Below are 26,905 nucleotides of genomic sequence, written 5' to 3' on the forward strand. Positions count from 1 at the left end.
CCTCCCGCGAACGTCCGTCCGCGGGCGCTGGTATGATGGATTCCGTTGCCTGCGCTTCGCTTCCGGCCCGTGCTGCACGCTTACCCTGTGTTCCTGATCCACCCCGCCACCGCCTTGGCGGCCTGGCTCGGCGCCGCCCTTCTGTTCCAGCGCCTGGAGGGCGCGGCCTTGGCAGCAGGCTGCGGCCTGGTCTTCGGTCTCGCCCTCGCCGTGCAACCCCGCCGGTTCCTCGCGCTCCTGATGCGCAGCCGCTGGCTGCTGCTGGCGCTCCTCGTCGCTTACGCTTTTCTGGTGCCCGGGCACGAGTCGGCGGGATGGATAGCGGGGGGAGCGCAGGCGGCGCGGCTCGCTGCGTTGCTCGCTCTCCTGGCCCTGGTGCTGGGCGGCTATAGCTGGGAGGCGCTGCTCGCCGGGCTCTATGTCCTGCTCATGCCCCTGTCCTGGGTAGGGGCGAAGGCCGACCGGGTCGCGGTGCGACTCTGGCTCACCCTGCATTACGCCGAGGGGACGGGGGAGGCGGGGCGCCGGCCCTTCGCCGAGTTGGCCCGGCTGCCGGCCGGGTCCGATGCTCCCCCCGGGCCTGGCCGTGTGGTGCTGCCGGCCCAGCGGTTTTCCTGGCGCGACGCCTGCCTGCTGGCGACGCTCGCCGCCGCTTCCGCGTGGCTTGCCGCGTGAGAATCGCCCTCGGGCTGGAATACGACGGTAGCCGTTTCTGCGGCTGGCAGAGCCAGGCGGACGGCTGCTCGGTGCAGGACGCCCTGGAGCGGGCCCTGGGCGCCATCGCCGGCCATCCGGTGCGGGTGGTGGCGGCGGGGCGCACCGACGCCGGCGTCCATGCCCTGGCCCAGGTGGTGCATTTTGACACCCGAGCGGCGCGGCCGGAAAGCGCCTGGGTGCGGGGCACCAACACCCATTTGCCGGCCTCGGTGGCGGTGTTGTGGGCCCGGCCGGTGGCAGAGGATTTCCACGCCCGCTTCAGCGCCCGGGAGCGCAGCTACCGCTACCTGCTGTTGAATCACCCTGTGCGCCCCGGGGTGGCAAGCGGCCGGGTGGGCTGGTTTCACCAAGCTCTGGACCTGGAGCGCATGCGGGAAGCGGCCCGCCACCTCGTCGGAGAGCACGATTTCAGCGCCTTCCGCTCGTCGGAGTGCCAGGCGCGCACGCCGGTGCGCACCCTCTCGCAGCTGGCGATCCGGCGCGAGGGATCCCTTCTCGTCTTCGACTTCCGGGCCAACGCATTCCTTCATCATATGGTGAGGAACATCCTGGGCTGCCTGGTGTACGTGGGCAAGGGCGCCTATCCTCCCGAGTGGCTGGCCCAGGTCCTGAAAGGCCGCGATCGGGCGCTTGGGGCGCCCACGTTTCCCGCCGATGGCCTGTATTTCTCGGGCGTGCGCTACGAGCCGCGCTGGAACCTGCCCGCGGGCTGGGCGCGAGACGCCGTGCTCCCTTTCGAATCGATTCCAGCGATGGCCCTGGAGGACGGGTGACGGCGGTCAAAATCTGCGGCATCACCCGGGCCGAGGACGCCCAGTCCGCCGCCCGCCTGGGGGCCCACGCGATCGGGTTCGTGTTCTACGACCAAAGCCCGCGCTTCATCGACCCCCAGCGGGCCGCCGCCATTGCCCGGGCGGTGCCGCCGTTCGTGACCTGCGTGGGGCTGTTCGTGGACCCGGAGCCGGCCTGGGTGCGGGAGGTGCTGGGCGTTGTGCCCCTGCAGCTTCTCCAGTTCCATGGGGACGAGCCCCCCGAGTTCTGCGCCCGCTTCGGCCTTCCCTACGTCAAGGCGGCGCGGGTCCGGCCGGAACTCGATCTGCTAAAATATTTTATTCGTTATCGCGAGGCTCGGGGGCTTCTGCTGGACGCTTACCGGCCCGGCGTCCCGGGCGGTACGGGGGAGCGCTTCGACTGGTCCCTGGTGCCCCAGGGGTTGCCGCTCCCGGTGATCCTGTCCGGGGGGCTCACGCCCGAGAACGTGGCCGAGGCGATCCAGGCGGTGCGGCCCTGGGCCGTGGACGTCTCGAGCGGCGTGGAAGCGGACAAGGGGATCAAGGACGCGGCGAAGATCGCCGCCTTCATCGAAAGGGTCCGGAATGCAGATGTACGACTTGCCCGATAAGGCCGGCCATTTCGGTCCTTACGGCGGCGTGTTCGTGGCCGAGACGCTGATGGCGGCACTGGAAGAGCTCAAGACCCAGTACGAGCGGCTGCGTCACGATCCCGAGTTTCAGGCGGAGCTGGCCGACGAGCTGCGCCATTACGTGGGCCGTCCCAGCCCGATCTATCACGCCCGGCGCTGGTCCCGGGAGCTGGGCGGGGCGCAGATCCTGCTGAAACGCGAAGACCTCAACCATACCGGCGCCCACAAGATCAACAACACCGTGGGCCAAGCCCTGCTCGCGCGGCGTATGGGCAAGCCCCGGGTGATCGCCGAGACGGGGGCCGGGCAGCACGGGGTAGCAACCGCCACCGTGGCCGCCCGCTACGGCATGGAGTGCGTGGTGTACATGGGCTCGGAAGACGTGAAGCGCCAGGCGCCCAACGTGTTTCGCATGAAGCTCCTGGGCGCTACCGTGGTGCCGGTGGAGAGCGGCTCCAAGACCCTCAAGGACGCCCTCAACGAGGCCATGCGGGACTGGGTCACCCACGTGGACGACACCTTCTACATCATCGGCACCGTGGCGGGCCCCCATCCCTATCCCATGATGGTGCGGGACTTCCAGACGGTCATCGGGCAGGAGGCCAAAAGCCAAATGCTGGAACAGTTCGGGCGCCAGCCCGATGTCCTGATCGCTTGCGTGGGTGGCGGCTCCAACGCCATCGGCCTGTTCCATCCCTACCTGGGCGAGCCCCGGGTGCGCATGATCGGTGTGGAGGCGGGCGGTCACGGCCTGGATAGTGGTCGCCACGCGGCGACCCTGTGCGCAGGTAGGCCGGGCGTCCTGCACGGCAATCGCACCTATCTCCTCCAGGATGAGGACGGCCAGATCCTGGAGACCCACTCCATCTCTGCCGGGCTGGATTACCCGGGAGTGGGGCCGGAGCACGCCTGGCTCAAGGACAGCGGCCGGGCCGAGTACGTGGCGGTCACCGACGAGGAGGCACTGGAGGCCTTCCACGCCTTGTGCCGGTACGAGGGCATCATCCCGGCCCTGGAATCGGCCCACGCCCTGGCGTACGCGGCGAGATTGGCGCCCACCCTGTCCAAGGACGCCCTGCTGCTGGTGAATCTCTCCGGCCGCGGCGACAAGGACATCAACACCGTGGCCAGCCGCTGCGGAATCAGCCTCTAAAACCGCCGCGGACGCAAGCGTCATGTCACGCATCGGCGCCGCCTTCGAGCGACTCCAGCGGCAGGGCCGCAAGGCCTTGATCCCTTTCGTCACCGCGGGAGATCCCGAGCCCCGGCTCACCCTTCCCATCCTGGAGGCCCTGGTGGCGGGGGGTGCCGACGTGATCGAGCTGGGGGTGCCTTTTTCCGACCCCATGGCCGACGGCCCCGTTATCCAGCGCGCTTCCGAGCGGGCCCTCAAGCAGGGGATCACCCTGCGTCAGGTGCTCGGCCTGGTGGAGGCGTTCCGCCGGCTCGACGGGGAGACGCCCGTGGTGCTCATGGGCTACGCCAACCCCATTGAGGCGATGGGCTATGACGTCTTCGTCGAGCAGGCGCGAGCGTGCGGGGTGGATGGGGTGCTGGTGGTGGACTATCCTCCCGAGGAGGGGGAGGCGCTGGCGCGGCGGCTCACGGCTGCGGAGGTCGACCCCATCTATCTTCTCTCCCCCACCACCCCCGAGGCCCGCATCGCCCAGGTAGCGCGGCTTGCTCGCGGCTACGTCTATTACGTCTCCCTGAAGGGAGTGACCGGCGCTTCCCACCTGGACCTGGACGACGTGCGTTCCCGCATCGCCGTCCTGCGGCGGAGCATCCGGCTCCCCATCGGCGTGGGCTTTGGCATCCGGGACGCCCGGACCGCGCGCGCGGTGGCGGAGGTGGCGGACGCGGTGGTGGTGGGCAGCCGCATCGTCCAGGAGATCGAGGACTCGCCCCGGGACGTCGTGCTGGCCCGGGTGCGGACCCTGGTGGCGAGCCTGCGGGAAGGCATGGACCAGGGCGCCGCGGCCCCGGGGAGGGTCCCGTGAGCTGGCTCCGCAAGCTCCTTCCTCCCAAGATCAAGCGCCGGGACGTGGGCGGCCGGCGCGGAGTGCCGGAGGGCTTGTGGAGCAAGTGCGAGGCGTGCGAGGCGGTGCTGTATTACTCCGACCTGGAGAAGAATCTCAACGTCTGCCCCAAATGCAACCACCACAATCGGCTCGGGGCGCGGGAGCGATTGAACCTGCTGCTGGATCCGGAGGGGCGTTTTGAGATCGGCGCCGAAGTGGTGCCGGTGGATGCGCTTAAGTTCAAAGACAGCAAGCGCTACACCGAGCGGCTCCAGGAGGCGCAGGCGGAAACCGGCGAGGACGACGCCCTGGTGGTGATCCAGGGCAGCGTCAAGACGGTGCCCCTGGTGGCGGCCGCCTTCGAGTTCGATTTCATGGGCGGCTCCATGGGCTCGGTGGTGGGGGAGCGTTTCGTGCGGGGGGTGCGGGCCTGTCTGGAGGGAAACCTTCCCTACGTCTGCTTCACCGCCACCGGGGGCGCGCGCATGCAGGAGGGGCTCTTTTCCCTCATGCAGATGGCCAAGACCAACGCCGCCCTGGGCAAGCTCGCCGAGGCACGGCTGCCGTTCATCTCCGTGCTCACCGATCCCACCATGGGGGGCGTCTCGGCCAGCTTCGCCATGATCGGCGACGTGGTAATCGCCGAGCCCGGGGCCCTGATCGGTTTCGCCGGCCCCCGGGTGATCGAGCAGACGGTGCGGGAGACCCTGCCCGAGGGGTTCCAGCGCTCGGAGTTTCTCCTGGAGCACGGGGCTATCGACCTGATCGTGGACCGGCGCCGGATGCGGGACACCCTGGCGAGCCTGGTCACCCTGCTTATGCGCGCCCCGGCCGTTTGAACCCTTCCTCCGTCCCGGATCGATTCCGGCCGTTTCCCTGCGGATCAATTCCATGCCCAGCGAATTCCCTTCCATGTCCGCCCTCGGCCCCGGGGCGAGCCTCGCCCAATGGCTCGCCCGTCTCGAGCAGGGGACTGCCCGGGTCATCGAAATGGGGCTGGACCGGGTATCCCGGGTCTGGAAGACCCTCGGGCTCGTGCCGCCGTTTCCGGTGATCACCGTGGGCGGCACCAACGGCAAGGGCTCCGTGTGCGCCCTGCTGGAATCCATCTATGCCTGCGCCGGCTACCGGGTGGGGCTTTACACCTCCCCCCATCTGCTGCGCTACAACGAGCGGGTCCGGGTGGCGCAACGGGAGGCGGCCGACGAGGCCCTGGTGGAGGCGTTCCGCCGGATCGAGGCGGCCCGGGGCTCGACGCCCCTTACCTACTTCGAGTTCGGCACCCTGGCGGCCATGCTCATCTTCATCGAGTCCCGGGTGGATGTGGCGGTCCTGGAGGTGGGGCTGGGTGGGCGCCTGGACGCGGTCAATATCTTCGACAACGACTGCGCGGTGGTGACCTGCATCGACTTCGACCACATGGAATACCTCGGCAACACCCGGGAGGAGATCGGCTTCGAGAAGGCGGGCATCTTCAAGCGCGGACGCGCGGCAGTATGCGCCGACCCGGATCCGCCGGCCGTGATTGAGACCCACGCCCGGGACGTGGGCACCGACCTGCTGCAGATCGGGCGCGACTTCGGCTACACCGCGGAAGGGGCCCACTGGACCTACTGGGGTTACGGCGTGCGGCGGGCTGGCCTGCCACGCCCGGCCCTCGCCGGCGGCTACCAATTGCGCAACGCCGCCGCCGCCCTGGCGGTGGTGGACGAGCTTAAAGAACGGCTGCCGGTGGCGGCGGGGGACATCCGGCGCGGCCTGGTGGAGGTTCGCCTGCCGGGCCGGTTCCAGGTGCTGCCGGGCCGACCGGTGGTGGTGCTGGACGTGGCCCACAACCCCCACGCGGCCCGGGCCCTGGCGGAAAACCTGGCGAGCCAGGGGCGCTTCCGTACCACCTTCGCCGTGATCGGCATGTTCAAGGACAAGGACATCCTGGGCGTCGCCCGGGCGCTCAAGCCCCGGGTGGACGTGTGGCTCGCCGCCACCCTGCCGGGGGAGCGGGGCGCCAGCGCCGAGCGCATCGTCCAAGCCCTGCGGGACGCGGGGGCGGAAGGGGAGGTACGCGCCTTCTCCCAGCCTGCCGCCGCCTTCGCCGAGGCTTCGGCCCGGGCGAGGGAGGATGATAGAATCGTGGTGTTCGGCTCCTTTCTTACCGTCGCCGAGATCATGCAGGTTCACGCGCAAGCGGGCGAGCCCAGGCCTTCCATCCCGGCCTCCTAGATGGCGAAAGCGCTCAGCAGCGAAGAGCTACAGTTCAGGAAGCGCGCGCGCAGAAGGCTGATCGGCGCCATCGCCCTGGTCTTGATCGCTGTGGTGGTGCTGCCCATGGTGCTCGAGCGGGAGCCCCGCCCCGTCTCCCAATCCATCGAGATCCGCATCCCCTCCCAGGAGACGGCGCCGCCCCTGGTGGCGCCCGCACCGCCCAAGGAGGCGGGGACGGTGAGCCGCCCGCCGGCGGCTTTGTCCTCCGCCATTGCGCCGCCCGGGGCCGCCGCGCCGGCCACCCCGAAGGAGAAGCCGGACGGGGTGCAGGCCGGTGTCGCCCCGGCGCCACCGGAGCCGGCACGAGAGGCCAGGTCCGCTGAGGCCAGGTCCGCTGCGCCAGAATCCAGGGAAAGGACGAAGGCGACCGCCGAGAACCGGGCGTGGGAAACTTCCGGCGCCTACGTGGTCCAGGTGGGGGCCTTCTCCAGCGCGGAAAATGCCAAGCAGTTGAAAGACAAGCTTTCTGCCAACGGCATCCAGGCCTATACTGAGACCGTCGCGACGGCCAAGGGAAAGCAGGTGCGGGTCCGGGCGGGTCCCTTCCCGACCCGGGAGGCAGCGGAACAGACCCTCGCCAGGCTGGAACGGCTGGGCCTGAACGGCATCATCGCTTCCCCGTGAAGGCAGGGAAAAGGCCATGAGTGCGGGTTTCCGGAACGGGTTACGCCGGCGCGAATGACTGCATTCGATTACCTGGTGCTGGGAATCGTCGGGCTGTCGGTGCTGGTGAGCGTCCTGCGGGGCGCGGTGAGGGAAGTGATGGCCCTGGGAGGATGGGTGGCCGCCTTCTTGGTGGCGAACGCCTTCACCGCCCCCGTGGCGGAGGCGTTGCCGGTAGCGTTGCCCGGCGCGTCCCTGCGCCTGCTCCTGGCGTTCCTGCTGCTTTTCGTTGCCACTCTGGTGCTCTCGGCCCTCGTCACCCTGGCAGTGGCGGAACTCGTCAAGGTGGCGGGATTGTCCCTCCTCGACCGGGGCATGGGCGCCCTGTTCGGCCTGGCCCGGGGCGTGCTCATCGTGCTGGTGGGCGTGCTGCTGGCGGGCCTCACCTCGGTGCCGCGGGAGCCGTTCTGGCGGGAAGCGACCTTGAGCGCCCCGCTGGAGGGACTGGCGAGCAGCGTCAAGAACTGGCTGCCGCAGAAGCTGTCTCAGCAAATCCGTTTCCGGGAGGCAGAGCCCGTGGGCGGCGGCTGAATGGGGGTGACGGAAGCATGTGCGGCATCATCGGCGTAGTGGCCCGCGGGCCGGTCAACCAGTTGTTGTACGACGGGCTGCTGGTGCTGCAACACCGCGGCCAGGATGCGGCCGGCATCGTCACGGCCGAGGGCAACACCTTCCACATGCACAAGGGCCCGGGACTGGTGCGGGACGTGTTCCGCACCCGCAACATGCGGGCCCTCACGGGCAACATGGGCATCGCCCACTGCCGCTATCCCACCGCGGGCTCGGCCGAGTCCGCGGCGGAAGCCCAGCCCCTGTACGTGAATTCCCCCTTCGGCCTCGTGCTCGGCCACAACGGCAATCTCACCAACTCGGAGCAGCTCAAGCAGGAGATGTTCCGCCAGGACCTGCGCCACATCAACACCAACTCCGATTCGGAGGTGCTGCTCAATGTGCTGGCCCACGAGCTACAGGAGTGTACCGTCAACCACCGGCTGGATCTGCCCACCATTTTCCGCGCGGTGGAGGGGGTGCACCGCCGCTGCCGCGGCGCCTACGCCTGCGTGGCGATGATCGCCGGCTACGGGCTGCTCGCCTTCCGCGATCCCCTGGGCATCCGTCCCCTGGTGGTGGGCCAGGCCCACACGCACCAGGGCACCGAGTACCTGGTGGCCTCCGAGAGCGTGGCGCTGGACACCCTGGGCTTCAAGCTCACCCGGGACGTGGACCCGGGGGAGGCCATCTTCATCGACGTGGACGGCAACTTCTACAGCAAGCAGTGCGCCAAGCGCTGGTCACGCAACCCGTGCATCTTCGAATACGTCTACCTGGCGCGTCCGGACTCGGTCATGGACGGGGTGTCGGTGTACGAGGCCCGGCTCAACATGGGGGTGGCGCTGGCCGAGAAGATCAAGCGGGAGATGCGCCACCTGGACATCGACGTGGTGATCCCGATACCTGATTCCAGCCGCCCGGCAGCGCTGCAACTGGCGAACCGCCTGGGCATCGATTTCCGCGAGGGCTTCGTCAAGAACCGCTACATCGGCCGCACCTTCATCATGCCGGGGCAGTCGATCCGCAAGAAGTCGGTGCGGCACAAGCTGAACGCCATCAACGTGGAGTTCCGGGACAAGAACGTGCTGTTAGTGGACGACTCCATCGTGCGCGGCACCACCAGCCGGGAGATCGTGCAGATGGCCCGGGAGGCAGGGGCGCACAAGGTGTACTTCGCCTCGGCCGCGCCGCCGGTGCGCTACCCCAACGTCTACGGCATCGACATGCCCACCCGGGAGGAGCTGATCGCCAACGGACGCGAGCCGGAGGAGATCGCCCGGGAAATCGGCGCTGACCATCTCATCTACCAGGACCTGGAAGCCTTGAAGGAGGCGGTGCGCAAGGTCAATCCCAAGCTCGTATCCTTCGAAACCTCCTGTTTCGACGGCTGCTACATTACCGGAGACGTGACCCCCGAGTACCTGAGCTTTCTCGAGGCCCGGCGCGGGCGCGGCGCCCAGGCGGCCCAGGAGGCCGCCCAGCTCGACCTGAACCTCGTCACCGTCGATTGAGAGCCGGCTCCCGATTGACAAGCGGGGGCTTCCAGCGTACCTTGCCTCGAAGCGCCGATTTGACCGTCAGCTTGCGGGCGCTCAACAAATGCCGCTAAAGCGAGGGAAACCCGTCTCCGTCGCTGGCTGAGCGGGTTTTTTTATTGCCTTGCAGGCAGGTGCCAAGATGGCAGAGGAATTCGATTTCGAGACCCGGGCGCTGCGCACCGGAATCCACCGCAGCCAGTTCAACGAGCATTCCGAGGCCCTGTACCTCACCTCCAGCTTCGTCTTCGACAACGCCGCCCAGGCGGCGGCGCGCTTCGCCCAACAGGAGCCGGGCTACATCTACTCCCGCTTCACCAACCCCACGGTCACCGCGTTCGAAGAGCGGCTGGCAGCCCTGGAAGGGGCGCCCTGCTGCCTCGCCACCGCCTCCGGCATGGCGGCCATTCTGGCCACGGTCATGGGGCTCATGCGCTCGGGCGAGCATATCGTCGCCTCCCACAGCATCTTCGGCGCCACGGTGCAGCTCTTCACCCAGGTGCTCCCCAAGTTCGGGGTGGAGACCACCTTCGTCTCGGCCACCGACCCGGCCGAATGGGCCCGGGCGGTGCGGCCCAACACCCGGCTGCTCTTCGTGGAAACGCCGTCCAATCCCCTCACCGAGATCTCGGACCTTCGGGCCCTGGCGGAAGTGGCCCGTTCGGCGGGGGCATGGCTGGCGGTGGACAACTGCTTCTGCACCCCCGTACTGCAGCGCCCCTTCGAGCTGGGCGCGGACCTGGTCATCCACTCGGCCACCAAGTACCTGGACGGCCAGGGGAGGGTGCTGGGCGGCGCGGTGCTGGGTCCGCGGGAGCTGGTGATGGACGGCGTGTACCCGTTCCTGCGGACTGCGGGCCCCAGCATGAGCCCGTTCAACGCCTGGGTGATCCTCAAGGGGCTGGAGACGCTGAAGCTGCGCATGCGGGCCCATTCCGACAACGCCCTGCGCCTGGCCCGGTGGCTGGAGGCTCAGCCCGCGGTGGAGCGGGTCTACTACCCGGGGCTGCCCAGCCATCCCCAGCACGCCCTGGCGATGCGCCAGCAGGCCACGGGGGGCGGCATCGTCTCCTTCGTGGTCAAAGGCGGGCGCGAAGCGGCGTGGCGGGTGATCGATTCCACCCGCATGATTTCCATCACCGCCAACCTGGGCGACGTCAAGACCACCATCACCCACCCGGCCACCACCACCCACGGCCGCATCAGCCCGGAAGCGCGGGCGGCGGCGGGCATCGGCGAGGGGCTGCTGCGGCTCGCGGTGGGACTGGAATCGGTGGCCGACCTCCAGGCGGATCTGGCCCGGGGCCTGGCCCAGATCGCCTGAGTCGTGGCCGCTGCGCGGGACGCCGTCCATCGTCAGCGGGTCCTGGTCCAGGCCCTGTTACGGCCCGGCGCCTATCCCCATCCGGCCGCGGACCTCAAGCTCCTCGAGACCCACATCTCTTTCGTCATCCTCGCCGGCCCCTACGCCTACAAGATCAAGAAGCCTCTTAACCTGGGCTTCCTCGATTTCAGCGCCCTGGCCCAGCGCCGCCACTACTGCGAGGAGGAGCTGCGGCTCAACCGCCGCCTGGCCCCCGAGCTCTACCTGGAAGTGGTGGCGGTGCGGGGAGATCCACGAGCGCCCGCTTTTTCCGGCGAGGGAGCCGTCCTCGAGTACGCGGTCAAGATGCGCCGCTTCGACCAGGAGGCCCTGCTCGACCGGATCGCCGCCCGGGAGGGCCTGGCGGACGAGTGGGGGGAGCGCCTCGCGGCGCGGGTGGCGGCGTTCCACCGGCAGGCCGCGGTGGCGGAGGAAGGCGCACCGTACGGGACGCCCGCCGCGGTGGTGGCGCCGGCGGCGGAGAACTTCGCCCAGCTCCTGGTGCTGTGCCCCGAGCCGGCCCTCAAGGCGCGGCTCGAGGCCCTGCAGGCCTGGACCGAGGCCGAGGCGGCGCGCCTCCTCCCGGCGTTCCGGCAGCGCCTTGCGGCCGGGGCGGTGCGGGAATGCCACGGGGACCTGCACCTGGGCAACATGGCCCTGGTGGACGGGGACATCGTCATCTTCGACTGCATCGAATTCGATCCGAGCCTGCGCTGGATCGACGTCATGAACGAGGCGGCCTTCCTGGTCATGGACCTCCACCACCGGGGCCAGGCCCGCGTCGCGCGGCGCTTTCTCAACCGCTACCTGGAAGAGACGGGGGACTATGGGGGCGTTACGGTGCTGCGCTTCTATCTCGTCTACCGGGCCCTGGTGCGGGCCAAGATCGCCGCGATCCGCGCCCGCCAGCCGGGGCTTCCGGACGAAGAGCGCGCCGCCCAGCAGGGGGAGTGCGCCGCGTACGTGGAACTGGCCGAGCGCTTCTGCCGGCATGCGGAGAGGCTGCTGATCCTCACCTGCGGCGTGTCGGCCTCGGGCAAGAGCCGCTTCACCCGAAGGCTTCTGCCGCTGATCGACGCCATTCGCGTGCGCACCGACGTGGAGAGGAAGCGCTTGGCGGGCCTCGAGCCCACGAGCCGAAGCGGCTCCGGCCTGGAGGCGGATCTGTACGCGCTGGAGGTCACCCAGCGCGTTTACGAGCACGTGGCGCGGCTTTGCCTCGCCATCGGGCGGGCCGGTTGGATCGCCATCGCCGACGGCACCTTCCTCAAGCGCTGGCAGCGGACCCTCGTCACCGACGCGGCCCGGGCCGCGGGGCTGCGCTGCGTGGTGCTGGAATTCATCGCGGCGGAAGGAGTTTTGCGGGAGCGGGTGCGTCGGCGGCTGGCGAAGGGGACCGACGTCTCGGAGGCGGACGAACGGGTCTTGGAGAGGCAACTGGCCCAGCGGGAACCCATGGACGAAGGGGAGGCGGACCGGGTGCTGCGCTTCGACACGGGGGAGCGGCCCGATCCCGATCCGCAGGAGGTGCTGGAGCGCATCCGCGCCTGAGTCGGGTCCTTGGCGAGCGCCCTCTCCACGCTTACCGGAGGCTCAATGGAGGGCGACCGCCCGGCAGCCCGAGGCATCCACTCGCAGGAAGCCGCCCCGCTCCTCGTCCCAGTCGGTGAGCACCCAGCGCTCGCAGGAGCGCCCGTCCACCCGGTGCAAGTGGCGCGCCGGCCGGTGGGTGTGGCCGTGGATCAGGCGCGGGTAGCTGTGGCGCCTCAAGACCTCCTCCACCGCCGCGGGCGTCACGTCCATGATGGCTTCGCTTTTCTCCCCCTTCGCCCGGGCGCTCTCTTCCCGGAGGCTGCGCACCAGCGCCCGCCGCTCGGCCAGAGGCCTGGCGAGGAAGGCCCTCTGGTAGGCGGGATCGCGCACCTGGGCGCGGAACGCCTGGTAAGGCTTGTCGTCCAGGCACAGGGTGTCGCCGTGCATGAGGAGGGTGGACGTGCCATAGAGCTCCACCTGGGTGGGGTCGGCGATGAGCCGCGCTCCCGCCGCCGCGGCCCAGCGGCCGTCCACCAGAAAGTCCCGGTTGCCGTGGAGAAAGAGAATCTCGACGCCCGCCTGGGCGGTTTCGGCCAGGGCTCGGGTGATCCGGGCGTTGAAGGGGTCTTCCAGATCGTCGTCCCCGATCCAGTACTCGAAGAGATCGCCGAGGATGTAGAGCGAGCGCGCCCCCCGGGCTTCCTCTTGCAGGAAGCGGAAGAAGCGCTCGGCCGTGCGGGGGCGTTCCTCGGCCAGGTGCAGGTCGGAGATGAAAAGGGCAGCGTCCATGGCGGGGCGGCCGGTGGATTTATTCCTCCCACGCCTTCTCGATCACCACCTCTTCCACCGGCACGTCCCGGTGGAGGCCGTGGGATCCCGTTTCGACCCCCTTGATCATGTCCACCACGTCGCGGCCCGCCACCACCCGCCCGAACACGCAATAGCCCCAGCCCTGGGGGGTGGGGGACGTGAAATCGAGGAAGGCGTTGTCGGCCACGTTGATGAAGAACTGGGAGGTGGCCGAGTGGGGATCGGAGGTGCGGGCCATGGCGATGGTGTAGGTTTCGTTCTTGAGGCCGTTGTCGGCCTCGTTGCGGATGGGCGCCTGGGTGGCCTTCTGGCGCATGCCCGGGGCGAAGCCGCCGCCCCGGATCATGAAACCGTCGATAACCCGGTGGAAGAGGGTGTTGTCGTAGAAGCCGCTGCGCACGTAGGAGAGGAAGTTCTCCACCGTCGCCGGGGCCCGCGCGGCGTCGAGCTCCAAGGCGATCTCGCCGAAGCGGGTTTTCATCTTGACCATGAGAAGCTCCTTTACTCTCGCGGGCGGGGCCGGTGGTCCCAGCCCCGCGCCGGGTGGGAGGGGGCCCGGGGGTGCCGGGGCGGCGCAGGCGCCGTGATATACTTTTTATTGTTTATCCGGCGGTTACTTCTGAGCCGGAATTCTATCTCATGCGCTTCCTCTAAGATACCGGACCTGCTCCCCGGCGGACCAGCGAAAGACGAAATTCGATGCTGAGGATCTACAACAGCCTTACCCGGCAGAAGCAGCCCTTCGTGCCCATCACGCCGGGCAAGGTGCGCATGTACGTGTGCGGCATGACTGTGTACGACTACTGCCACCTGGGCCACGCCCGGGTGATGGTGGTGTTCGACATGGTGGTGAAATGGCTGCGCGCCTGCGGCTTCGACGTCACCTACGTGCGCAACATCACCGACATCGACGACAAGATCATCAACCGGGCGCGGGAAAGCGGCGAGCCGGTGGAACGGCTCACCGAGCGCTTCATCCGAGCCATGCACGAAGACGCCGACCGGCTCGGAATCGAGCGGCCGACCCATGAGCCCCGGGCGACCCAGCACGTGGGGCACATGCTGGAGATGATCCGGATGCTGCTCGCCAAGGGCCTCGCCTACCAGGCGGCGAACGGGGACATCTATTACGCGGTGCGCAAGTTCCCGGCCTACGGCAAGCTCTCGGGCAAAACCCTGGAAGACCTGCGGGCGGGCAGCCGGGTGGAAGTGGATCCCCACAAGCAGGATCCCCTCGACTTCGTCCTGTGGAAGGCGGCCAAGCCGGGCGAGCCCCAATGGCCCTCGCCCTGGGGGCCGGGTCGGCCCGGCTGGCACATCGAGTGCTCGGCGATGAGCGAGCACTACCTGGGAGAGCACTTCGACATCCACGGCGGCGGGGAGGACCTGCAGTTCCCCCACCACGAGAACGAAATCGCCCAGTCCGAGGGCGCCCACGGCCACGTGTTCGTGAACTACTGGATGCACAACGGCTTCGTGCGCGTGGACAACGAGAAGATGTCCAAGTCCCTGGGCAACTTCTTCACCGTGCGGGAAGTATTGGAGAAGTTCCAGCCCGAAGTGGTGCGCTTTTTCATCCTGCGCGCCCACTACCGTAGCCCCCTCAATTATTCGGACCAGCATCTGCGCGAGGCCCGGGCCGCCCTTACCCGGCTCTACACGGCCCTCAAGGACGTGGAGGCGCCTGTGGACGGGGTCGACTGGAATGATCCCCGGGCCCGGCGCTTGCGCGAGGCCATGGACGACGATTTCGGCACGCCGGAGGCCATCGCCGTGCTGTTCGACCTGGCGAACGAGGTGAACCGCAGCCGCTCGCCCCGGGACGCCGCCCTGCTCAAAGGGCTGGGGGGCGTGCTGGGGCTGCTGCAGCAGGAGCCCCTCCAGTTCCTGCGGGAGGCGCCGGCGGCCGAGGCCGGCGCCTATTCCGCGGAACGCATCGAGCGGTTGATCGCCGCCCGGGCGGACGCGCGCCGGGCGCGCGACTTCGCCGAAGCCGACCGCATCCGGGAGGAGCTGGCGGCGGCGGGCATCGTGCTGGAAGACACGCCCAAGGGGACCCTGTGGCGCCGCGCCTAAGCCGGCTGCTGGTCCTGGCCCTGCTCCTGGTGGCGGGCGGCTGCGGGGAGGACCGGGGGCGGGACGGGACGGGCAAGGGCCTCGAAGAAGAGGTGCGGCAGACGGCACGGGCGGCGGTCGACCGGGCGCGGGAGGAAAAGGAAGCCTTCGTGCGCCGCACCGAGGAGGAGCTGGCGGCCCTGGAGAAGGAAGTGAAGGAGCTGCGCCGGCGGGCGGAGCGGGCCGGCTCGGAAGCCCGGGAGGCCCTCGAGAACGCCGCCCAGGCGCTGGAAGAGCAAGCCCGCGCGGCGCGGGAGCGGCTGGCCCGGCTCAAAGAGGCGGCGGGAGAGGCCTGGCGCGAGCTCCGGGAGGAGGTGAGGGAGGCCGTCGCCCGGGCCCGCCAGCAGTACCGGGAAATCATGGAGCGCCTGGGCGGAGGAGACGAGCGCGCCGCCTGACGCGGGCGCCTTCGTCCGGGGGCAAGGAGTCCGAGAATTGCCGTGAACGAGAACCTCAAGCGCAACCTCACCTCCTCCACCCTGTGGCTGCGGGCCCTCGCCATGCTGCTCATGGGGGTGGTCTACACCATCACCGAGCTGGTGCTCGTCGCCGTGATCGTGCTCCAGTTCCTGTTCCGCCTGGTCACCGGCGAACCCAACGGCAACCTCCTCCGCTTCGGCGCCCAATTGGCCGCCTTCGCTTACAACATCTTCCTGTTCCTCACGTTCAACACCGAGCAGAAACCTTTTCCGTTCCAGGATTGGGAGGCGAGCGCCCGCCCCTGGCGCCCGGCGGACGAGGGGGAAAATCGGAAAGTGGCGGCGCTTCTCACGCCCGATCCCCGGGACTGGCGGCCCGATCCGGAGGAATAGGGCCCCGCCGGGATGCAGGATCAAGACCTGCTGGTATGGGCGGTCCTGGCGGTGCTGGCCGCCACCGGCTATCTCACCTTGGTGGTGGCGCCGTCGAGGCGCTCCCAGCGGGAGCGCAGGGCCCGGCCCCTGCTGGAGCAGCGCTGCCCCTTAAGGGCCGGGATCGGCCCCCTGTTCTACCTGGGCGGATTCGGCCGGGTGGCCCTGTACGACGACTTCCTGGTGGCGATTTACCTCATGCGCGCCGAGCTGGACTATGCCGACATCGAGCGGGTGGAGTTCAAGCGCCAGCTCTTGCGCAAAGGCGTGTACTTCTATCCCCGGGCGGGCAAAGGGCCCCGCTACGTGGCGGTGTTTCCCCGGGATCCGGGGCCCCTGCTGGCGATCCTGCAGGCCAAGGGTTTTTCCATCGCCGGCTTGAGTAGTTCCTGGAACGTTTGAAGCTCGGACTTTGCGAAACGAGGAGCTCATGACGAGACGAATCCTGACGCTCACGCTGGCCCTGGGCTTGGGGACACCGACGCTCGCCCACCACGGCTGGAGTGGATACGACAGCTCGACCCCGCTCACCCTCACCGGCGTGATCAAGCGCTCCGGCTACGAGCATCCCCACGGCTTCATCGAACTGGAGACGCCGGGCAAAACCTGGCGGGTGGTCCTGGCGCCGCCCAGCCGTATGAGCAACCGGGGGCTTCCCGCCTCCGCGTTGACGCCGGGCACCCCGGCCACCGTGGAAGGCTATCCCCACCGCAGCGATCCCCAGGAGATGCGCGCGGAGCGCATCACCGTGGGGGGCAAGACCACGGAGCTGCGCTGAATGGCGCCGGAGGAGGCAGTGCTCCCCCTGGCGCTGGTGGAGGCGCTGCCCATCGCCCGAGCGATGCGGGAGAGCCTGTGGCTCTATCCCATCGTGGAGGTGGTGCATCTGCTCGGCCTCGCCGTCCTGGTAGGGGGCGTGGTGCTGTTCGACCTGCGGGTGCTGGGCGTCTCGAAGCGCCTGCCGGTGGGGGCCCTGGCCTGCCATCTCCTGCCCTGGAGCTTGGCTGCGTTGCTGCTCATCGTTCCCAGCGGCCTGCTCATGTTTTCGGCCCATGCCTCCGAATTCATCGCGAACCGGGTGTTCCTGCTCAAGATGAGCCTGCTGATGGCGGCGGGGATCAACGCCCTGATGTTCCACCTGGGCCCCTTCCGGCAGGCGGCGGCCTGGGACACGGACGTCCCGGCGCCCGGGTTGGCCCGGCTCCACGCGGGGGCCTCCATCCTGATCTGGATCGCCATCGTCGCCTGCGGCCGGCTCCTCGCCTACACTTAGAGCCCCGCACCGCCGGCTTCGCCATGGGATCCCTCATCGCCATCAAGATCGGGCTGCTGGCTTCCGCTCTAGTGATGGGAAGCATGGCCTTCTTCAGTGCCGTGGTGGCGCCCCTCGTCTTCACCCGGCTGGAGGCTGCCGCGGCGGGCCAGTTCCTTCGCGCCCTGTTTCCCTGGTACCACTTAGTGGTGGGGATCGGCGGGCTCGCGGCCGCCGGGGCGCTGGCTTGGGTGCGCCCGGCGGAGGCGGTCGTGATGGCCGCAGTGGGTTTCGCGGCGCTGGCCCTGCGCCGGTGGCTGTTGCCGGTCATCCAGCGGCACCGGGACGCGGCCGCGGCGGGGGACGAGGAAGCCCACGCCCGCTTCGACCGGCTCCACCGCCTGTCGGTGTGGATCAACGCCCTGCAGTTTCTCGGCGCGGTGGCGGTAGTGGCGCGGCTGGGCGGATGAAAGGGCGAACGCCTCAGACCCGCCGCCGGGGACCGGGACGCCCGTTTTCCACCGCGAATTCCGCCAGGGTGCGGATCGGGCTTTCCGGGTTCGCGACGTCGTGCAGGGCCCTAAGCCGCGCCACGGCCCGGTCCGGGGTGAGCTCCAGGGTGGTATAGCCGCGGAAGCGGCTGTCGGCGAACAGGATGTGGGGGTTGTCCTCCACCATTTCCTGGATCCGGCGCCAGGAGAAGCCCCGGGAGCTGATGGAGGTGGTGACCAGCTCGCTCGCCACCGGGGCCGAGCCGGGATCGTCGAAATCGATCTTGAGCTCGCTCACCGCGAAAGCGTGGATGTCGCCGCTCAAGATCAGGGGATTGGGGACGCCTTCGGCCGCCAGGGTTTCCAGCAGGCGCCTGCGGGCGGCCGGGTAGCCGTCCCAGCTGTCGGTCCAGAAAGCCTGGCCGGGCCCCGGCTGCCGGTCCGCTTGGGCCATCATGGTCTGCTGGGCGATCAGGTTCCACCTGGCCCGGGTCCGCTGGAGACCCTCCGTGAGCCAGCGCTCCTGGCGCAACCCCAGCATGGAGCGGGCCGGATCGAGCCGCTGCGGGCAGTTTTCCCGGTCCACCGTTCTGCCGCCGCTCCGCCAGGGCCGCGGGCAGGGCTGGGGATCCCGGTACTGGCGGCCGTCCAGGACGAAAAAGCGGGCCAGGGGGCCGAAGCCGGCCTGGGCGTAGAGTTGCATCGCGGGCCCGGAGGGCCGGGCGGTTCGGGGCAGGGGCATGTGCTCGTAATAGGCCTGGTAAGCCGCCGCCCGCCGGGCGAGGAAGGTCTCCCGCTCGTCCCAGTCCTGGCTCCGGTCGCCCGCGTAGTCGTTGTCCACCTCGTGATCGTCCCAGGTGGCGAGCCAGGGGAAGGCCGCGTGGGCCGCCTGGAGGGCGGGGTCCAGCCGGTACAGGGCATAGCGCCGACGGTAGTCTTCCAGGGTCAGCGCTTCCCCCGCCCCGTGGGAGCGTACCTTGTTCGCCGCAAGACCGCTGGATTCGTAGATGTAGTCCCCCACGTGCACCACCAGGTCCAGGGGCTCGGCGGCCATGTGGCGGTAGGCGGCGTAGTGGCCGTGCTCGTAGTGCTGGCACGAGGCGAAGGCCAGGGCCAGGCGGGAGACCGCCCCACCGGGAGCGGTGCGGGTGCGGCCCACGGGGCTCACCGCATCGCCGGTGCGGAAGCGGTAGTGGTACCAGCGGCCGGGCTCGAGCCCGGTCACTTCCACGTGGACCGCGTGGGCCAGTTCCGGCAGGGCCACGGCCTCGCCCCGGGCCAGGACCCGGGCGAAGGTCTCGTCGGTGCCCACTTCCCAGGCGACGGGCACCGGGGCGGGAGGCATGCCGCCGCCCGTCGCCAGGGGCTCCGGGGCGAGCCGCGTCCACAGCACGAAGCCGTGGGGACGCGGATAACCCGATGCGACCCCCAGGGTGAAGGGGTCGCGCCCGGCGGGAGCCGGCGCGACGACGCGGGGAGCGCAGCCCGCCGCCGCCAGGCCCGCGAGCCCGAGGAGAAAGGCGCGGCGGGTGAGGTTCATCCGGTGATTTGCTTCCGGTGCAGGATGAAGGAATGGTCCGAGGGATCCGCTCGAGCCGCCAAGTTTACAGCCCTCTTCATGAAATTTTTGAAACCGTGGGGCGGGATTTGTGCCCCGGCGAGTCCCCCTCTACTATGCCGGCATGGGTTTGCCTTCCCGTTGTGTCCTCGCCGCGCCGATTCTCTGGCTGGCAACGGCCTGCGCTCTTGGGGCCGAGCGGCTCGGGGCCTATGGCGCCGACCTGGCTGGAACCTCCGTCTCGGGGATCTCTTCCGGCGGCTACATGGCGGTCCAGTTCCATCTGGCCCATGGGACCCTGGTGGAGGGGGTGGGCGTCTTCGCCGCCGGGCCCTACGCCTGCGCCCAAGGAGATCTGGACAGCGCCCGTTTCTCCTGCATGGAAGGGGAGCCGGACGTGCCCCGACTCGTCGCCCTGACCCGCCGATGGGCGGCGGAGGGCCGGATCGATTCCCTCGCCCCCCTGGCCCGCGCCCGGGTGTGGGTGTTCTCGGGCTACAACGACGGGGTGGTGCGCCGTCCGGTGACCGAAGCCCTGGTGCGCTACTACGCCCATTTCGTGCCCCAGGCCCAGATCTTCCACCAGACGGCCCTTCCGGCGGGCCATGCCCAGGTGACCCGGGACTACGGCACCGCCTGTTCCATGACCGGCGGGCAGTACCTGGCCGATTGCGATTACGACGGCGCCGGGGCGCTTCTCCAGTTCCTCCACGGGCGTCTCGCGCCCCCCACCGCGGCGTCCCGGGAACGGCTCAGGCGCTTCGACCAGGGGGAATTCGCCGGCGGCGCCCCGCGCCGCATCGGCCTCGCCGACGAGGGCTACGTGTACGTGCCCCGGGCGTGCGAGGAAGAGGGCCGCTGCCGGGTGCACGTGGCCTTCCACGGCTGCCTGCAATATGCCGGCCGCATCGGCGACGCCTACGCACGCCACGCTGGCTACAACGCCTGGGCGGAGGCGAACCGCCTCATCGTGCTCTATCCCCAGACCACCGCCACCTGGGCCTGGCCGTTCAATCCCAAGGGGTGCTGGGACTGGTGGGGCTACACCGGTCCCGCCTATGCCCAGAAGGACGGCGCCCAGATCAAGGCGGTGCGGGCCATGCTGGACCGGTTGGCGGAGGGCGCTTCCAGCGGCCCGCAGATCCGGGCCGCGCTTCCTTCCGAGCCCGCCCTATGGGCGGATGCGGCCGAAGGCGCGGTGGCCCTCGCCTGGACGCCGGTGCCCGGGGCAAACGGCTACGAGGTGATCCGCGAGTCGGGGGATGGGCCGTCATCGGCGTTCCACCCGGTGCAGGGACCGAGCTTCGCCGACCACGGGCTTCGGCCCGAGACCGGGTACGCCTACCGGGTGTTGGCCCAAGTGGGGAACGAACGGCGGGAGGTCGGGCGCACGGTCCTGCGCACCCGGCCTCGGCCGCCCGCCTGCGATCCGTATTTCAGCGACAACGTGACCCACGTCCGGCGGGGCCGGGCCTACGTGGCGTGGGGCTGGACCTACGCCCGGGGGTCCCACGAGCCCATGGGACTGTGGTCGCCCTTCAAGGAAACGACCCTGCGGCGGGCGGACGGGGGCTACCGGGTCGGCCCGTGTCCCTGAGGGGGCCGGGACCGCCGGTTCCGGGATCGTTCCGCGTTCAATCCCCGGCCGGGGAGATGCGAAACTCCAGCACCGGCTCGCAGGCGCGCAGCGTTTCGGCGAGCCGCCGCATGTTGTCGGGGGAAGTGGTGCGGATCACCATGCCGTATTCGAAGAACCTGCCCTCGCCGGTCAGGCGATAGTTCATGTTGGCGATGCTGAAGCCGTGGGAGGCGATGAGCCGGCGCAGCTCCTGCTCGGGCATGGCCGCCTCTCGGGCGAATCGCACGTGATGGTGGGCGTAGAACTGGCTCGGCATGGCGTGCTCGATCCAGCGAAACACCGACAGGATGCCCAGCACTGCGAGGGTGGCCAGCACCGCGGCGAAATAGAAGCCCACCCCCACGAGAATGCCGACGGCCGCGGTGGCCCAGATGGAGGCGGCGGTGGTGAGACCCCGCACCGTCAAGCCCTCCTTGAAGATCACCCCCGCCCCCAGGAACCCGATGCCGGTCATGATCCCCTGGGCCATGCGGGTCGGGTCGGTGCGCACCGTCTCCAGGGGCACGCCGGGGAGCCATTGCCACTGGTAGAGGGTGACCAGCATGAGCATGCTCGAGGCGATGCACACCAGGGTATGGGTGCGGAAGCCCGCCGGCCGGCCGTGAAAGCTGCGCTCCAGGCCGATCGAGCCGCCCGCCACGGCGGCGCCGAGGAGGTGCAGGATCACGGTCAGGTAGGTTTCCGGCATAGGCTTCTCCCGTCCAGTTTCCCGCGGCCGGCCTAGGTGAGGGGATGGTCCACGATCTTACGGAACGCCGGGCGCTCCTCGAGGCGCCGGTACCAGGCGTCCAGATGGGCCATGGCGGGCCGCTCCACCGGGAGGTTGAACCAGCGCTGGGCCGCAGCCCCCAGGACGAGGTCGCCCATGGTGAGCTGGCTGCCGGCCACGAAGAGGCGTCCGTCGAGGGCCTCGTTCAGGATGCCGAACGCATCGATGGTTTTCTTACGGGCGTCCTCGATGTCCTGGGCGTTGCGCTTCTCCGGGGGCGTGCGCACCAGACCCCAGAACACCGGCCGCAGCCGCGGCCACAGGGTGGACATCTGCCAGTCCATCCACTTGTCGGCGTCGGCGCGCTCCACCGGATCCACGGGCCAAAGGCTTCCGGCTCCGTATCGGGCAGCGAGATAGCGCACGATGGCGTTCGACTCCCACAGCGTCAGAGGGCCGTCCTCGATGGTGGGCACCAGGCCGTTGGGGTTGAGCCTGCGGTACTGGGGGGTGTCTACCACGCCGTACTCCATGCCGGCGTCGATGCGCTGGTACTGGAGCCCCAGCTCCTCGGCGCACCACAACACTTTCTGCACGTTGATGGAATTGGCCCTGCCCCAGATCTTCAGCATGGAGTCCTCCTCGACGATGGGCGGTGGTGAGCTCGAGGACGGACGCGGCCTCGCGCCGGCGGGTCCGCAAGCCCGGGAATGGTGGGGGGCATTGTACTCTCCACGCTACGGCCAACGGAATCGGACCGGACGCCCGGCCGCAGCGCCTCCCGGCTAACATTTCCATTCGCGCCCATGCCAGCCCCCCCTTCATTCCCGTCTGGGGCCGCCCCGGCGCGCCATCCGCCGGGGCTCGCCCTCCTTTTCGTCACCGAGATGTGGGAGCGTTTCTCTTACTACGGCATGCGGGCCATCCTGGTGCTGTTCCTGATTGCGGCCCCCGAGGCGGGCGGCTTCGGCTGGAGCGTGGAGCAGGCGAGCCGGCTGTACGGCTGGTACACCGGCCTCGTTTATCTCACCCCAGTCATCGGCGGCTACCTGGCCGATCGGTGGCTGGGCACCCACCGGGCCCTGGTGGCGGGCGGCAGCATCATCGCGGCGGGGCATTTCTGCCTAGCCCTGGAGACTCTGGCCTCGTTCTACCTGGGGCTCGCCCTCATCATCGCCGGCACCGGTTTGTTCAAGTCCAACGTCTCCACCATGGTGGGCCAGCTCTACGGGCCCGAGGACCCCCGCCGGGATAGCGCCTTCACCTTGTTCTACATGGGGATCAACCTGGGGGGACTGGCCGGGTCCCTGGTTTGCGGCTACCTGGCGGAAAGTCCCCGCTTCGGCTGGCGTTACGGTTTCGCCGCGGCGGGGGTCGGCATGGTGCTGGGGCTGGCGGCCTACCTGGCGGGCCGTCCTCGGTGGCTCGGGGACGTGGGAGACCGCCCCGCCCGGGCCGTTGCGGTTTCGGCGGCGAGGGCTCCCTCCGGCCCGGAAGACCGGCATCGGGTGCTGGCCTTGTGCCTCACGTCGCTTTTCGTGGTCTTCTTCTGGATGGCCTACGAGCAGGCGGGCTCTAGCATGACCGTGTTCGCCGAGCGCTCCACCGACCGCAGCATCCCCGAATGGCTCGCCCCGCTAGTGCCCCTCACCTCGATTCCGGCCGCCTGGTTCCAGGCCCTCAACCCGGCCTTCATTCTGGTGCTGGCGCCCGTGGCCTCCGTCCTGTGGCGGCGCCTGGACGGGAGCGGCCGGGGACCGTCCACCCCCATGAAGATGGCCTTGGGCCTCTTTTTCCTGGGGGCGGGTTTCGCCGTCCTGGCGGTGGGCACGGCGGGCGGAGGGCCGGGGCTCGTGGGTCCGGGGTGGCTGGTGGCCGCCTACCTGCTCCACACGCTGGGGGAGCTGTGCCTGTCTCCCGTGGGGCTTTCCATGGTGACGCGGCTCGCGCCGGTGCGCTTCGCGTCCATGCTGATGGGGGTGTGGTTCCTCTCCAACTTCGCGGCGAACCTGATCGGAGGCTATCTGGCCGGGATGCTGGAGCGGGTAGCCAGCGGCGAATACTTCCGGCTGCTGGGCGGCCAGGCGGACTTCTTCCTGATCTTCGTGGTCACCTCCCTCGGGGCGGGGCTCGCCTTGGCGGCCCTCTCGCCTTGTCTTCGCCGGCTGGGCCACGGGCGCCTGTAGCGGGACGTCAAGGGGAGCAGGGCAGGATCAGGGCTGGAAAAACTCCCGCACCTTGTCCATCCAGCTCTTGTGGCGAGGGTTGTGGTGCTCGCCCCCCTCCCGGGAAAGGCGCTCGAACTCCTCCAGCAGCTCCTTTTGCCGGGGCGTAAGGTTGACCGGGGTCTCCACCACCACGTGAACCAGGAGGTCGCCGACGGCGTTCGAGCGCAGGGCCTTGATGCCCTTGCCCCGCAGCCGGAACACCTTGCCCGACTGGGTCTCGGGGGGAATGCGGATCTTGGCCGCCCCTTCCAGGGTGGGGATCTCGATCTCGCCCCCCAGGGCGGCGGTGGCGAAGCTGATGGGCATTTCGCAGTGGAGATCGTTGCCGTCCCGGGTGAACACCGGATGGGGCGCGATGTGGATCACCACGTAGAGGTCCCCCGGCCCGCCGCCCGAGAATCCCGCCTCCCCTTCGCCGGAGAGGCGGATGCGGTCCCCGTCGTCCACCCCCGGCGGGATCTTCACCGACAGGGTCTTGTGCTTCTTCACGCGGCCGCTGCCGCCACAGTTGCCGCAGGGATGGGGGACGTGCTTGCCCGTGCCGTGGCAGGTGGGGCAAGTTTGCTGGATGGAAAAGAAGCCCTGCTGCATCCGCACCTGGCCGTGGCCGCGGCAGGTGGGGCAGGTGACGGGACCGCTTCCCGGCCGAGCCCCCGACCCGTGACACGCTTCGCAGGTGGCTAGCGTGGGCACCCGGATCTTGGTCTCGGTGCCCCGCGCTGCCTGCTCCAGGGTGATCTCCAGGTTGTAGCGCAGGTCCGCACCCCGGTACATGGAGGCGCGGGTACGCCCGCCCGTGCCGAAGATGTCGCCGAAGATGTCGCCGAAGGCGTCGGCGAAGCTGCCGAAACCGCCGAACCCGGCCCCGGCGCCTGCGGCTGCGTCCACCCCGGCGTGGCCGAACTGATCGTAGGCGGCCCGCTTGTCCGGATCGGAGAGCACCTCGAAGGCCTCTTTGACCTCCTTGAAACGCTCCTCCGCCTGGGGGTTGTCCGGGTTGCGGTCCGGGTGGTACTTCATGGCGAGGCGCCGGTACGCCTTCTTGATTTCCTCGTCGGAGGCGTCCCGGTTGACGCCCAGCACCTCGTAGTAATCTCGCTTAGCCATGGCTCGGTGGCGGACCGCATAAGACGACAAGGCGCAGAGTATATGCCGAGAAGACCCGCCTTCTCAGCGTCTCTGCGCCTTTCCGTCCGTCAGGGCTGCCTACTTCTTGTCCTTGACTTCCTCGAACTCCGCGTCGACCACGTCGGAATCCTGCTTCTTGCCCCCTGCCCCCGAGGACGCGCCCGCCCCCGCGGCCTCCGCCTGGGTGCCGGCATACATCTTCTCCGCCAGCTTGTGGGAGGCTTCCGCCAGCGCCTGGGCCTTGGCGTCGATCTCCGCCTTGTCGTTGCCCTTGATGGCGGCCTCCGCCGCGGCGATGGCCGCCTCGATCTTGGATTTTTCCTCCGCCGAGAGCTTGTCGCCGTACTCCTTCAGGCTCTTGCGCACCGAGTGGATGAGCGCGTCCGCCTGGTTGCGGGCGTTGACCAGCTCGAACTGCTTGTGGTCCTCGGCCGCGTGCAGCTCGGCGTCCTTGATCATGCGCTGGATCTCTTCCTCGGTGAGGCCCGAGCCGGCCTGGATGCGGATCTTGGCCTCCTTGCCGGTCGCCTTGTCCTTGGCGGTTACGTGCAGGATGCCGTTGGCGTCGATGTCGAAGGTCACCTCGATCTGGGGCACGCCCCGGGGCGCCGGCGGGATGCCCTCCAGGTTGAACTGGCCAAGGCTCTTGTTGCCCGCCGCCATCTCCCGCTCGCCCTGCAGCACGTGAATGGTCACTGCCGTCTGGTTGTCTTCGGCGGTGGAGAATACCTGGGTGGCCCGGGTCGGGATGGTGGTGTTCTTCGGGATCAGCTTGGTGAATACGCCGCCCAGGGTCTCGATCCCCAAGCTCAACGGCGTGACGTCGAGGAGCAGCACGTCCTTCACCTCGCCCTGGAGCACCGCCGCCTGGATCGCGGCGCCGATGGCCACCGCCTCGTCCGGGTTCACGTCCTTGCGCGGCTCGCGCCCGAAGATCTCGCGCACCTTCTCCTGCACCTTGGGCATGCGGGTCTGCCCGCCCACCAGGATCACGTCGTCCAGGTCGGAGGGCTTCACTCCCGCATCCTTCATGGCGATCAGGCAGGGTTCCACCGTCTTCTCGATCAGGTCCTCCACCAAGCTTTCCAGCTTGGCGCGGGTGATTTTCACCACCAGGTGCTTCGGCCCGCTGGCGTCCGCCGTGATGTAGGGCAGATTTACCTCCGTCTGCTGGGCGGAGGAGAGCTCGATCTTGGCCTTTTCCGCCGCATCCTTCAGCCGCTGCAACGCCAGAACGTCCTTACGCAGGTCGATGCCGTGCTCCTTCTTGAACTCGTCGGCCAGGTAGTCGACGATCCGCTGGTCGAAGTCTTCGCCGCCGAGGAAGGTGTCGCCGTTGGTGGCGAGCACCTCGAACTGGTGCTCCTTGTCCACCTCGGCGATCTCGATGATGGAGATGTCGAAAGTCCCGCCGCCCAGGTCGTACACGGCGATCTTGCGGTCGCCCTCCTTTTTGTCCAGCCCGAAAGCGAGGGCTGCCGCGGTGGGCTCGTTAATGATGCGCTTCACGTCCAGCCCGGCGATGCGGCCCGCGTCCTTGGTGGCCTGGCGCTGGGAATCGTTGAAGTAGGCGGGTACGGTGATGACCGCCTCGGTCACCGGCTCGCCCAGGTAGTCCTCGGCGGTCTTCTTCATCTTCTTCAGCACTTCCGCCGAGACTTGAGGCGGCGCCAGCTTCCTGCCCCGCACCTCGATCCAGGCGTCGCCGTTGTCGGCCCGCACGATCTTGTAGGGCACCATCTTGATGGCCCGCTGCACCATCTCTTCGTCGTACTTGCGCCCAATCAGGCGCTTCACCGCGTACAGGGTGTTCTGGGCGTTGGTGATCTGCTGGCGCTTGGCCGGCGCTCCCACCAGGATCTCGCCCTCGTCGGTGTAGGCGACGACGGAAGGAGTCGTGCGCGAGCCTTCCGAGTTCTCGATGACCTTGACCTTGCCGTTCTCGATCACGGCCACGCACGAGTTGGTCGTCCCGAGATCGATGCCGACAATCTTGCCCATAAGCCTGTTCCTTTTTGAAAAGTCTGGATTTTTCCGTAGGTGGTAAATGCGGGC

At 69.0% G+C, this 26,905-nt stretch carries 28 protein-coding genes; 21 read left to right on the plus strand and 7 right to left on the minus strand.

The genetic code is table 11. From position 1 onward, the window contains the following. Positions 1-69: 69 nt before the first annotated feature. From ACTFO6_RS09080 to ACTFO6_RS09135, 12 genes are all read left to right on the plus strand, one after another. A complete protein-coding gene (locus tag ACTFO6_RS09080) occupies positions 70-675 on the plus strand; it encodes a hypothetical protein (protein WP_439934139.1) in 606 nt (201 codons plus the stop codon). Then, positions 672-1,490, plus strand: a complete 819-nt coding sequence (gene truA, locus ACTFO6_RS09085) for a tRNA pseudouridine(38-40) synthase TruA (protein ID WP_439934140.1) — start codon at positions 672-674, stop codon at positions 1,488-1,490. Before ACTFO6_RS09080 ends, truA begins: the two co-directional genes overlap by 4 nt. After that, entirely contained in the window at positions 1,487-2,119 is a 633-nt protein-coding gene (locus ACTFO6_RS09090; protein WP_439934141.1) for a phosphoribosylanthranilate isomerase, read from the plus strand. The genes truA and ACTFO6_RS09090 overlap by 4 nt, the downstream gene beginning before the upstream one ends. Beyond that, a complete protein-coding gene (trpB, locus tag ACTFO6_RS09095) occupies positions 2,094-3,293 on the plus strand; it encodes a tryptophan synthase subunit beta (RefSeq protein ID WP_439934142.1) in 1,200 nt (399 codons plus the stop codon). The genes ACTFO6_RS09090 and trpB overlap by 26 nt, the downstream gene beginning before the upstream one ends. 22 nt (positions 3,294-3,315) lie before the next feature. Continuing rightward, complete coding sequence (trpA, locus tag ACTFO6_RS09100; RefSeq protein WP_439934143.1) at positions 3,316-4,140, plus strand: tryptophan synthase subunit alpha; 825 nt, start codon at positions 3,316-3,318, stop codon at positions 4,138-4,140. Further along, the gene (gene accD, locus ACTFO6_RS09105; protein WP_439934144.1) at positions 4,137-5,000 is read left to right on the plus strand and encodes an acetyl-CoA carboxylase, carboxyltransferase subunit beta; all 864 of its coding nucleotides are present in this window, start codon (positions 4,137-4,139) and stop codon (positions 4,998-5,000) included. Before trpA ends, accD begins: the two co-directional genes overlap by 4 nt. A gap of 52 nt (positions 5,001-5,052) precedes the next feature. After that, entirely contained in the window at positions 5,053-6,381 is a 1,329-nt protein-coding gene (gene folC, locus ACTFO6_RS09110; RefSeq protein ID WP_439934145.1) for a bifunctional tetrahydrofolate synthase/dihydrofolate synthase, read from the plus strand. Then, complete coding sequence (locus tag ACTFO6_RS09115) at positions 6,382-7,047, plus strand: SPOR domain-containing protein (RefSeq protein ID WP_439934146.1); 666 nt, start codon at positions 6,382-6,384, stop codon at positions 7,045-7,047. A gap of 54 nt (positions 7,048-7,101) precedes the next feature. Continuing rightward, complete coding sequence (locus tag ACTFO6_RS09120) at positions 7,102-7,617, plus strand: CvpA family protein (RefSeq protein ID WP_439934147.1); 516 nt, start codon at positions 7,102-7,104, stop codon at positions 7,615-7,617. A 17-nt stretch (positions 7,618-7,634) separates the two neighbouring features. After that, positions 7,635-9,149, plus strand: a complete 1,515-nt coding sequence (purF, locus tag ACTFO6_RS09125) for an amidophosphoribosyltransferase (protein WP_439934148.1) — start codon at positions 7,635-7,637, stop codon at positions 9,147-9,149. Positions 9,150-9,315: 166 nt separating this feature from the next. Further along, the gene (locus tag ACTFO6_RS09130; protein WP_439934149.1) at positions 9,316-10,497 is read left to right on the plus strand and encodes an O-succinylhomoserine sulfhydrylase; all 1,182 of its coding nucleotides are present in this window, start codon (positions 9,316-9,318) and stop codon (positions 10,495-10,497) included. 3 nt (positions 10,498-10,500) lie between these two features. Next, positions 10,501-12,087 (plus strand): AAA family ATPase, encoded by a 1,587-nt coding sequence (locus ACTFO6_RS09135; RefSeq protein ID WP_439934150.1) that lies wholly within the window; start codon positions 10,501-10,503, stop codon positions 12,085-12,087. A gap of 42 nt (positions 12,088-12,129) precedes the next feature. Here ACTFO6_RS09135 and ACTFO6_RS09140 read toward each other — a convergent pair whose 3' ends face one another. Then, positions 12,130-12,858: a UDP-2,3-diacylglucosamine diphosphatase gene (locus ACTFO6_RS09140; RefSeq protein WP_439934151.1), complete on the minus strand. Its 729-nt coding sequence runs from the start codon at positions 12,856-12,858 to the stop codon at positions 12,130-12,132. 19 nt (positions 12,859-12,877) lie between these two features. Beyond that, positions 12,878-13,369 carry a peptidylprolyl isomerase gene (locus ACTFO6_RS09145; protein ID WP_439934152.1) on the minus strand — a complete coding sequence of 164 codons (492 nt, stop codon included), beginning with the start codon at positions 13,367-13,369 and terminating at the stop codon, positions 12,878-12,880. A gap of 209 nt (positions 13,370-13,578) precedes the next feature. Here ACTFO6_RS09145 and cysS point away from each other — a divergent pair, with 209 nt between their 5' ends. From cysS to ACTFO6_RS09180, 7 genes are read left to right on the plus strand one after another with little or no spacing between them, the layout of a single operon-like run. Then, entirely contained in the window at positions 13,579-14,955 is a 1,377-nt protein-coding gene (gene cysS, locus ACTFO6_RS09150) for a cysteine--tRNA ligase (protein ID WP_439934153.1), read from the plus strand. Then, positions 14,940-15,392, plus strand: coding sequence for a hypothetical protein (locus ACTFO6_RS09155; protein WP_439934154.1), 453 nt, complete (start codon positions 14,940-14,942; stop codon positions 15,390-15,392). Before cysS ends, ACTFO6_RS09155 begins: the two co-directional genes overlap by 16 nt. Positions 15,393-15,434: 42 nt before the next feature. Continuing rightward, positions 15,435-15,806 (plus strand): DUF4389 domain-containing protein, encoded by a 372-nt coding sequence (locus ACTFO6_RS09160; protein WP_439934155.1) that lies wholly within the window; start codon positions 15,435-15,437, stop codon positions 15,804-15,806. Positions 15,807-15,818: 12 nt separating this feature from the next. Beyond that, the gene (locus ACTFO6_RS09165; protein ID WP_439934156.1) at positions 15,819-16,247 is read left to right on the plus strand and encodes a hypothetical protein; all 429 of its coding nucleotides are present in this window, start codon (positions 15,819-15,821) and stop codon (positions 16,245-16,247) included. Between the two features lie 28 nt (positions 16,248-16,275). Continuing rightward, entirely contained in the window at positions 16,276-16,623 is a 348-nt protein-coding gene (locus ACTFO6_RS09170) for a DUF6152 family protein (protein ID WP_439934157.1), read from the plus strand. Beyond that, positions 16,624-17,118 carry a DUF6644 family protein gene (locus ACTFO6_RS09175; protein WP_439934158.1) on the plus strand — a complete coding sequence of 165 codons (495 nt, stop codon included), beginning with the start codon at positions 16,624-16,626 and terminating at the stop codon, positions 17,116-17,118. 23 nt (positions 17,119-17,141) lie between these two features. Next, the gene (locus tag ACTFO6_RS09180; protein ID WP_439934159.1) at positions 17,142-17,567 is read left to right on the plus strand and encodes a DUF4149 domain-containing protein; all 426 of its coding nucleotides are present in this window, start codon (positions 17,142-17,144) and stop codon (positions 17,565-17,567) included. A 13-nt stretch (positions 17,568-17,580) separates the two neighbouring features. On the opposite strand, the gene ACTFO6_RS09185 is transcribed toward ACTFO6_RS09180, so the two are convergent. After that, positions 17,581-19,128 (minus strand): alkaline phosphatase D family protein, encoded by a 1,548-nt coding sequence (locus ACTFO6_RS09185; protein ID WP_439934160.1) that lies wholly within the window; start codon positions 19,126-19,128, stop codon positions 17,581-17,583. A gap of 109 nt (positions 19,129-19,237) precedes the next feature. Between ACTFO6_RS09185 and ACTFO6_RS09190 the strand changes: the two genes are divergently transcribed. After that, positions 19,238-20,743, plus strand: a complete 1,506-nt coding sequence (locus ACTFO6_RS09190) for an extracellular catalytic domain type 2 short-chain-length polyhydroxyalkanoate depolymerase (RefSeq protein WP_439934161.1) — start codon at positions 19,238-19,240, stop codon at positions 20,741-20,743. Between the two features lie 37 nt (positions 20,744-20,780). On the opposite strand, the gene ACTFO6_RS09195 is transcribed toward ACTFO6_RS09190, so the two are convergent. Next, positions 20,781-21,473, minus strand: coding sequence for an MgtC/SapB family protein (locus ACTFO6_RS09195; protein WP_439934162.1), 693 nt, complete (start codon positions 21,471-21,473; stop codon positions 20,781-20,783). Between the two features lie 32 nt (positions 21,474-21,505). After that, on the minus strand, positions 21,506-22,126 hold the full coding sequence (locus tag ACTFO6_RS09200; RefSeq protein WP_439934163.1) for a glutathione S-transferase family protein: 621 nt from the start codon (positions 22,124-22,126) through the stop codon (positions 21,506-21,508). A gap of 174 nt (positions 22,127-22,300) precedes the next feature. Between ACTFO6_RS09200 and ACTFO6_RS09205 the strand changes: the two genes are divergently transcribed. Then, positions 22,301-23,680: a peptide MFS transporter gene (locus ACTFO6_RS09205; protein WP_439934164.1), complete on the plus strand. Its 1,380-nt coding sequence runs from the start codon at positions 22,301-22,303 to the stop codon at positions 23,678-23,680. A 27-nt stretch (positions 23,681-23,707) separates the two neighbouring features. Here ACTFO6_RS09205 and dnaJ read toward each other — a convergent pair whose 3' ends face one another. Together dnaJ and dnaK are read right to left on the minus strand one after the other, a co-directional pair. Next, the gene (gene dnaJ, locus ACTFO6_RS09210; RefSeq protein WP_439934165.1) at positions 23,708-24,829 is read right to left on the minus strand and encodes a molecular chaperone DnaJ; all 1,122 of its coding nucleotides are present in this window, start codon (positions 24,827-24,829) and stop codon (positions 23,708-23,710) included. Positions 24,830-24,928: 99 nt separating this feature from the next. Continuing rightward, entirely contained in the window at positions 24,929-26,899 is a 1,971-nt protein-coding gene (gene dnaK, locus ACTFO6_RS09215; protein WP_439934289.1) for a molecular chaperone DnaK, read from the minus strand. Positions 26,900-26,905 lie beyond the last annotated feature (6 nt).

The organism is Pelomicrobium sp. G1 (assembly GCF_051905455.1).
Lineage (GTDB): Bacteria > Pseudomonadota > Gammaproteobacteria > Burkholderiales > UBA6910 > Pelomicrobium.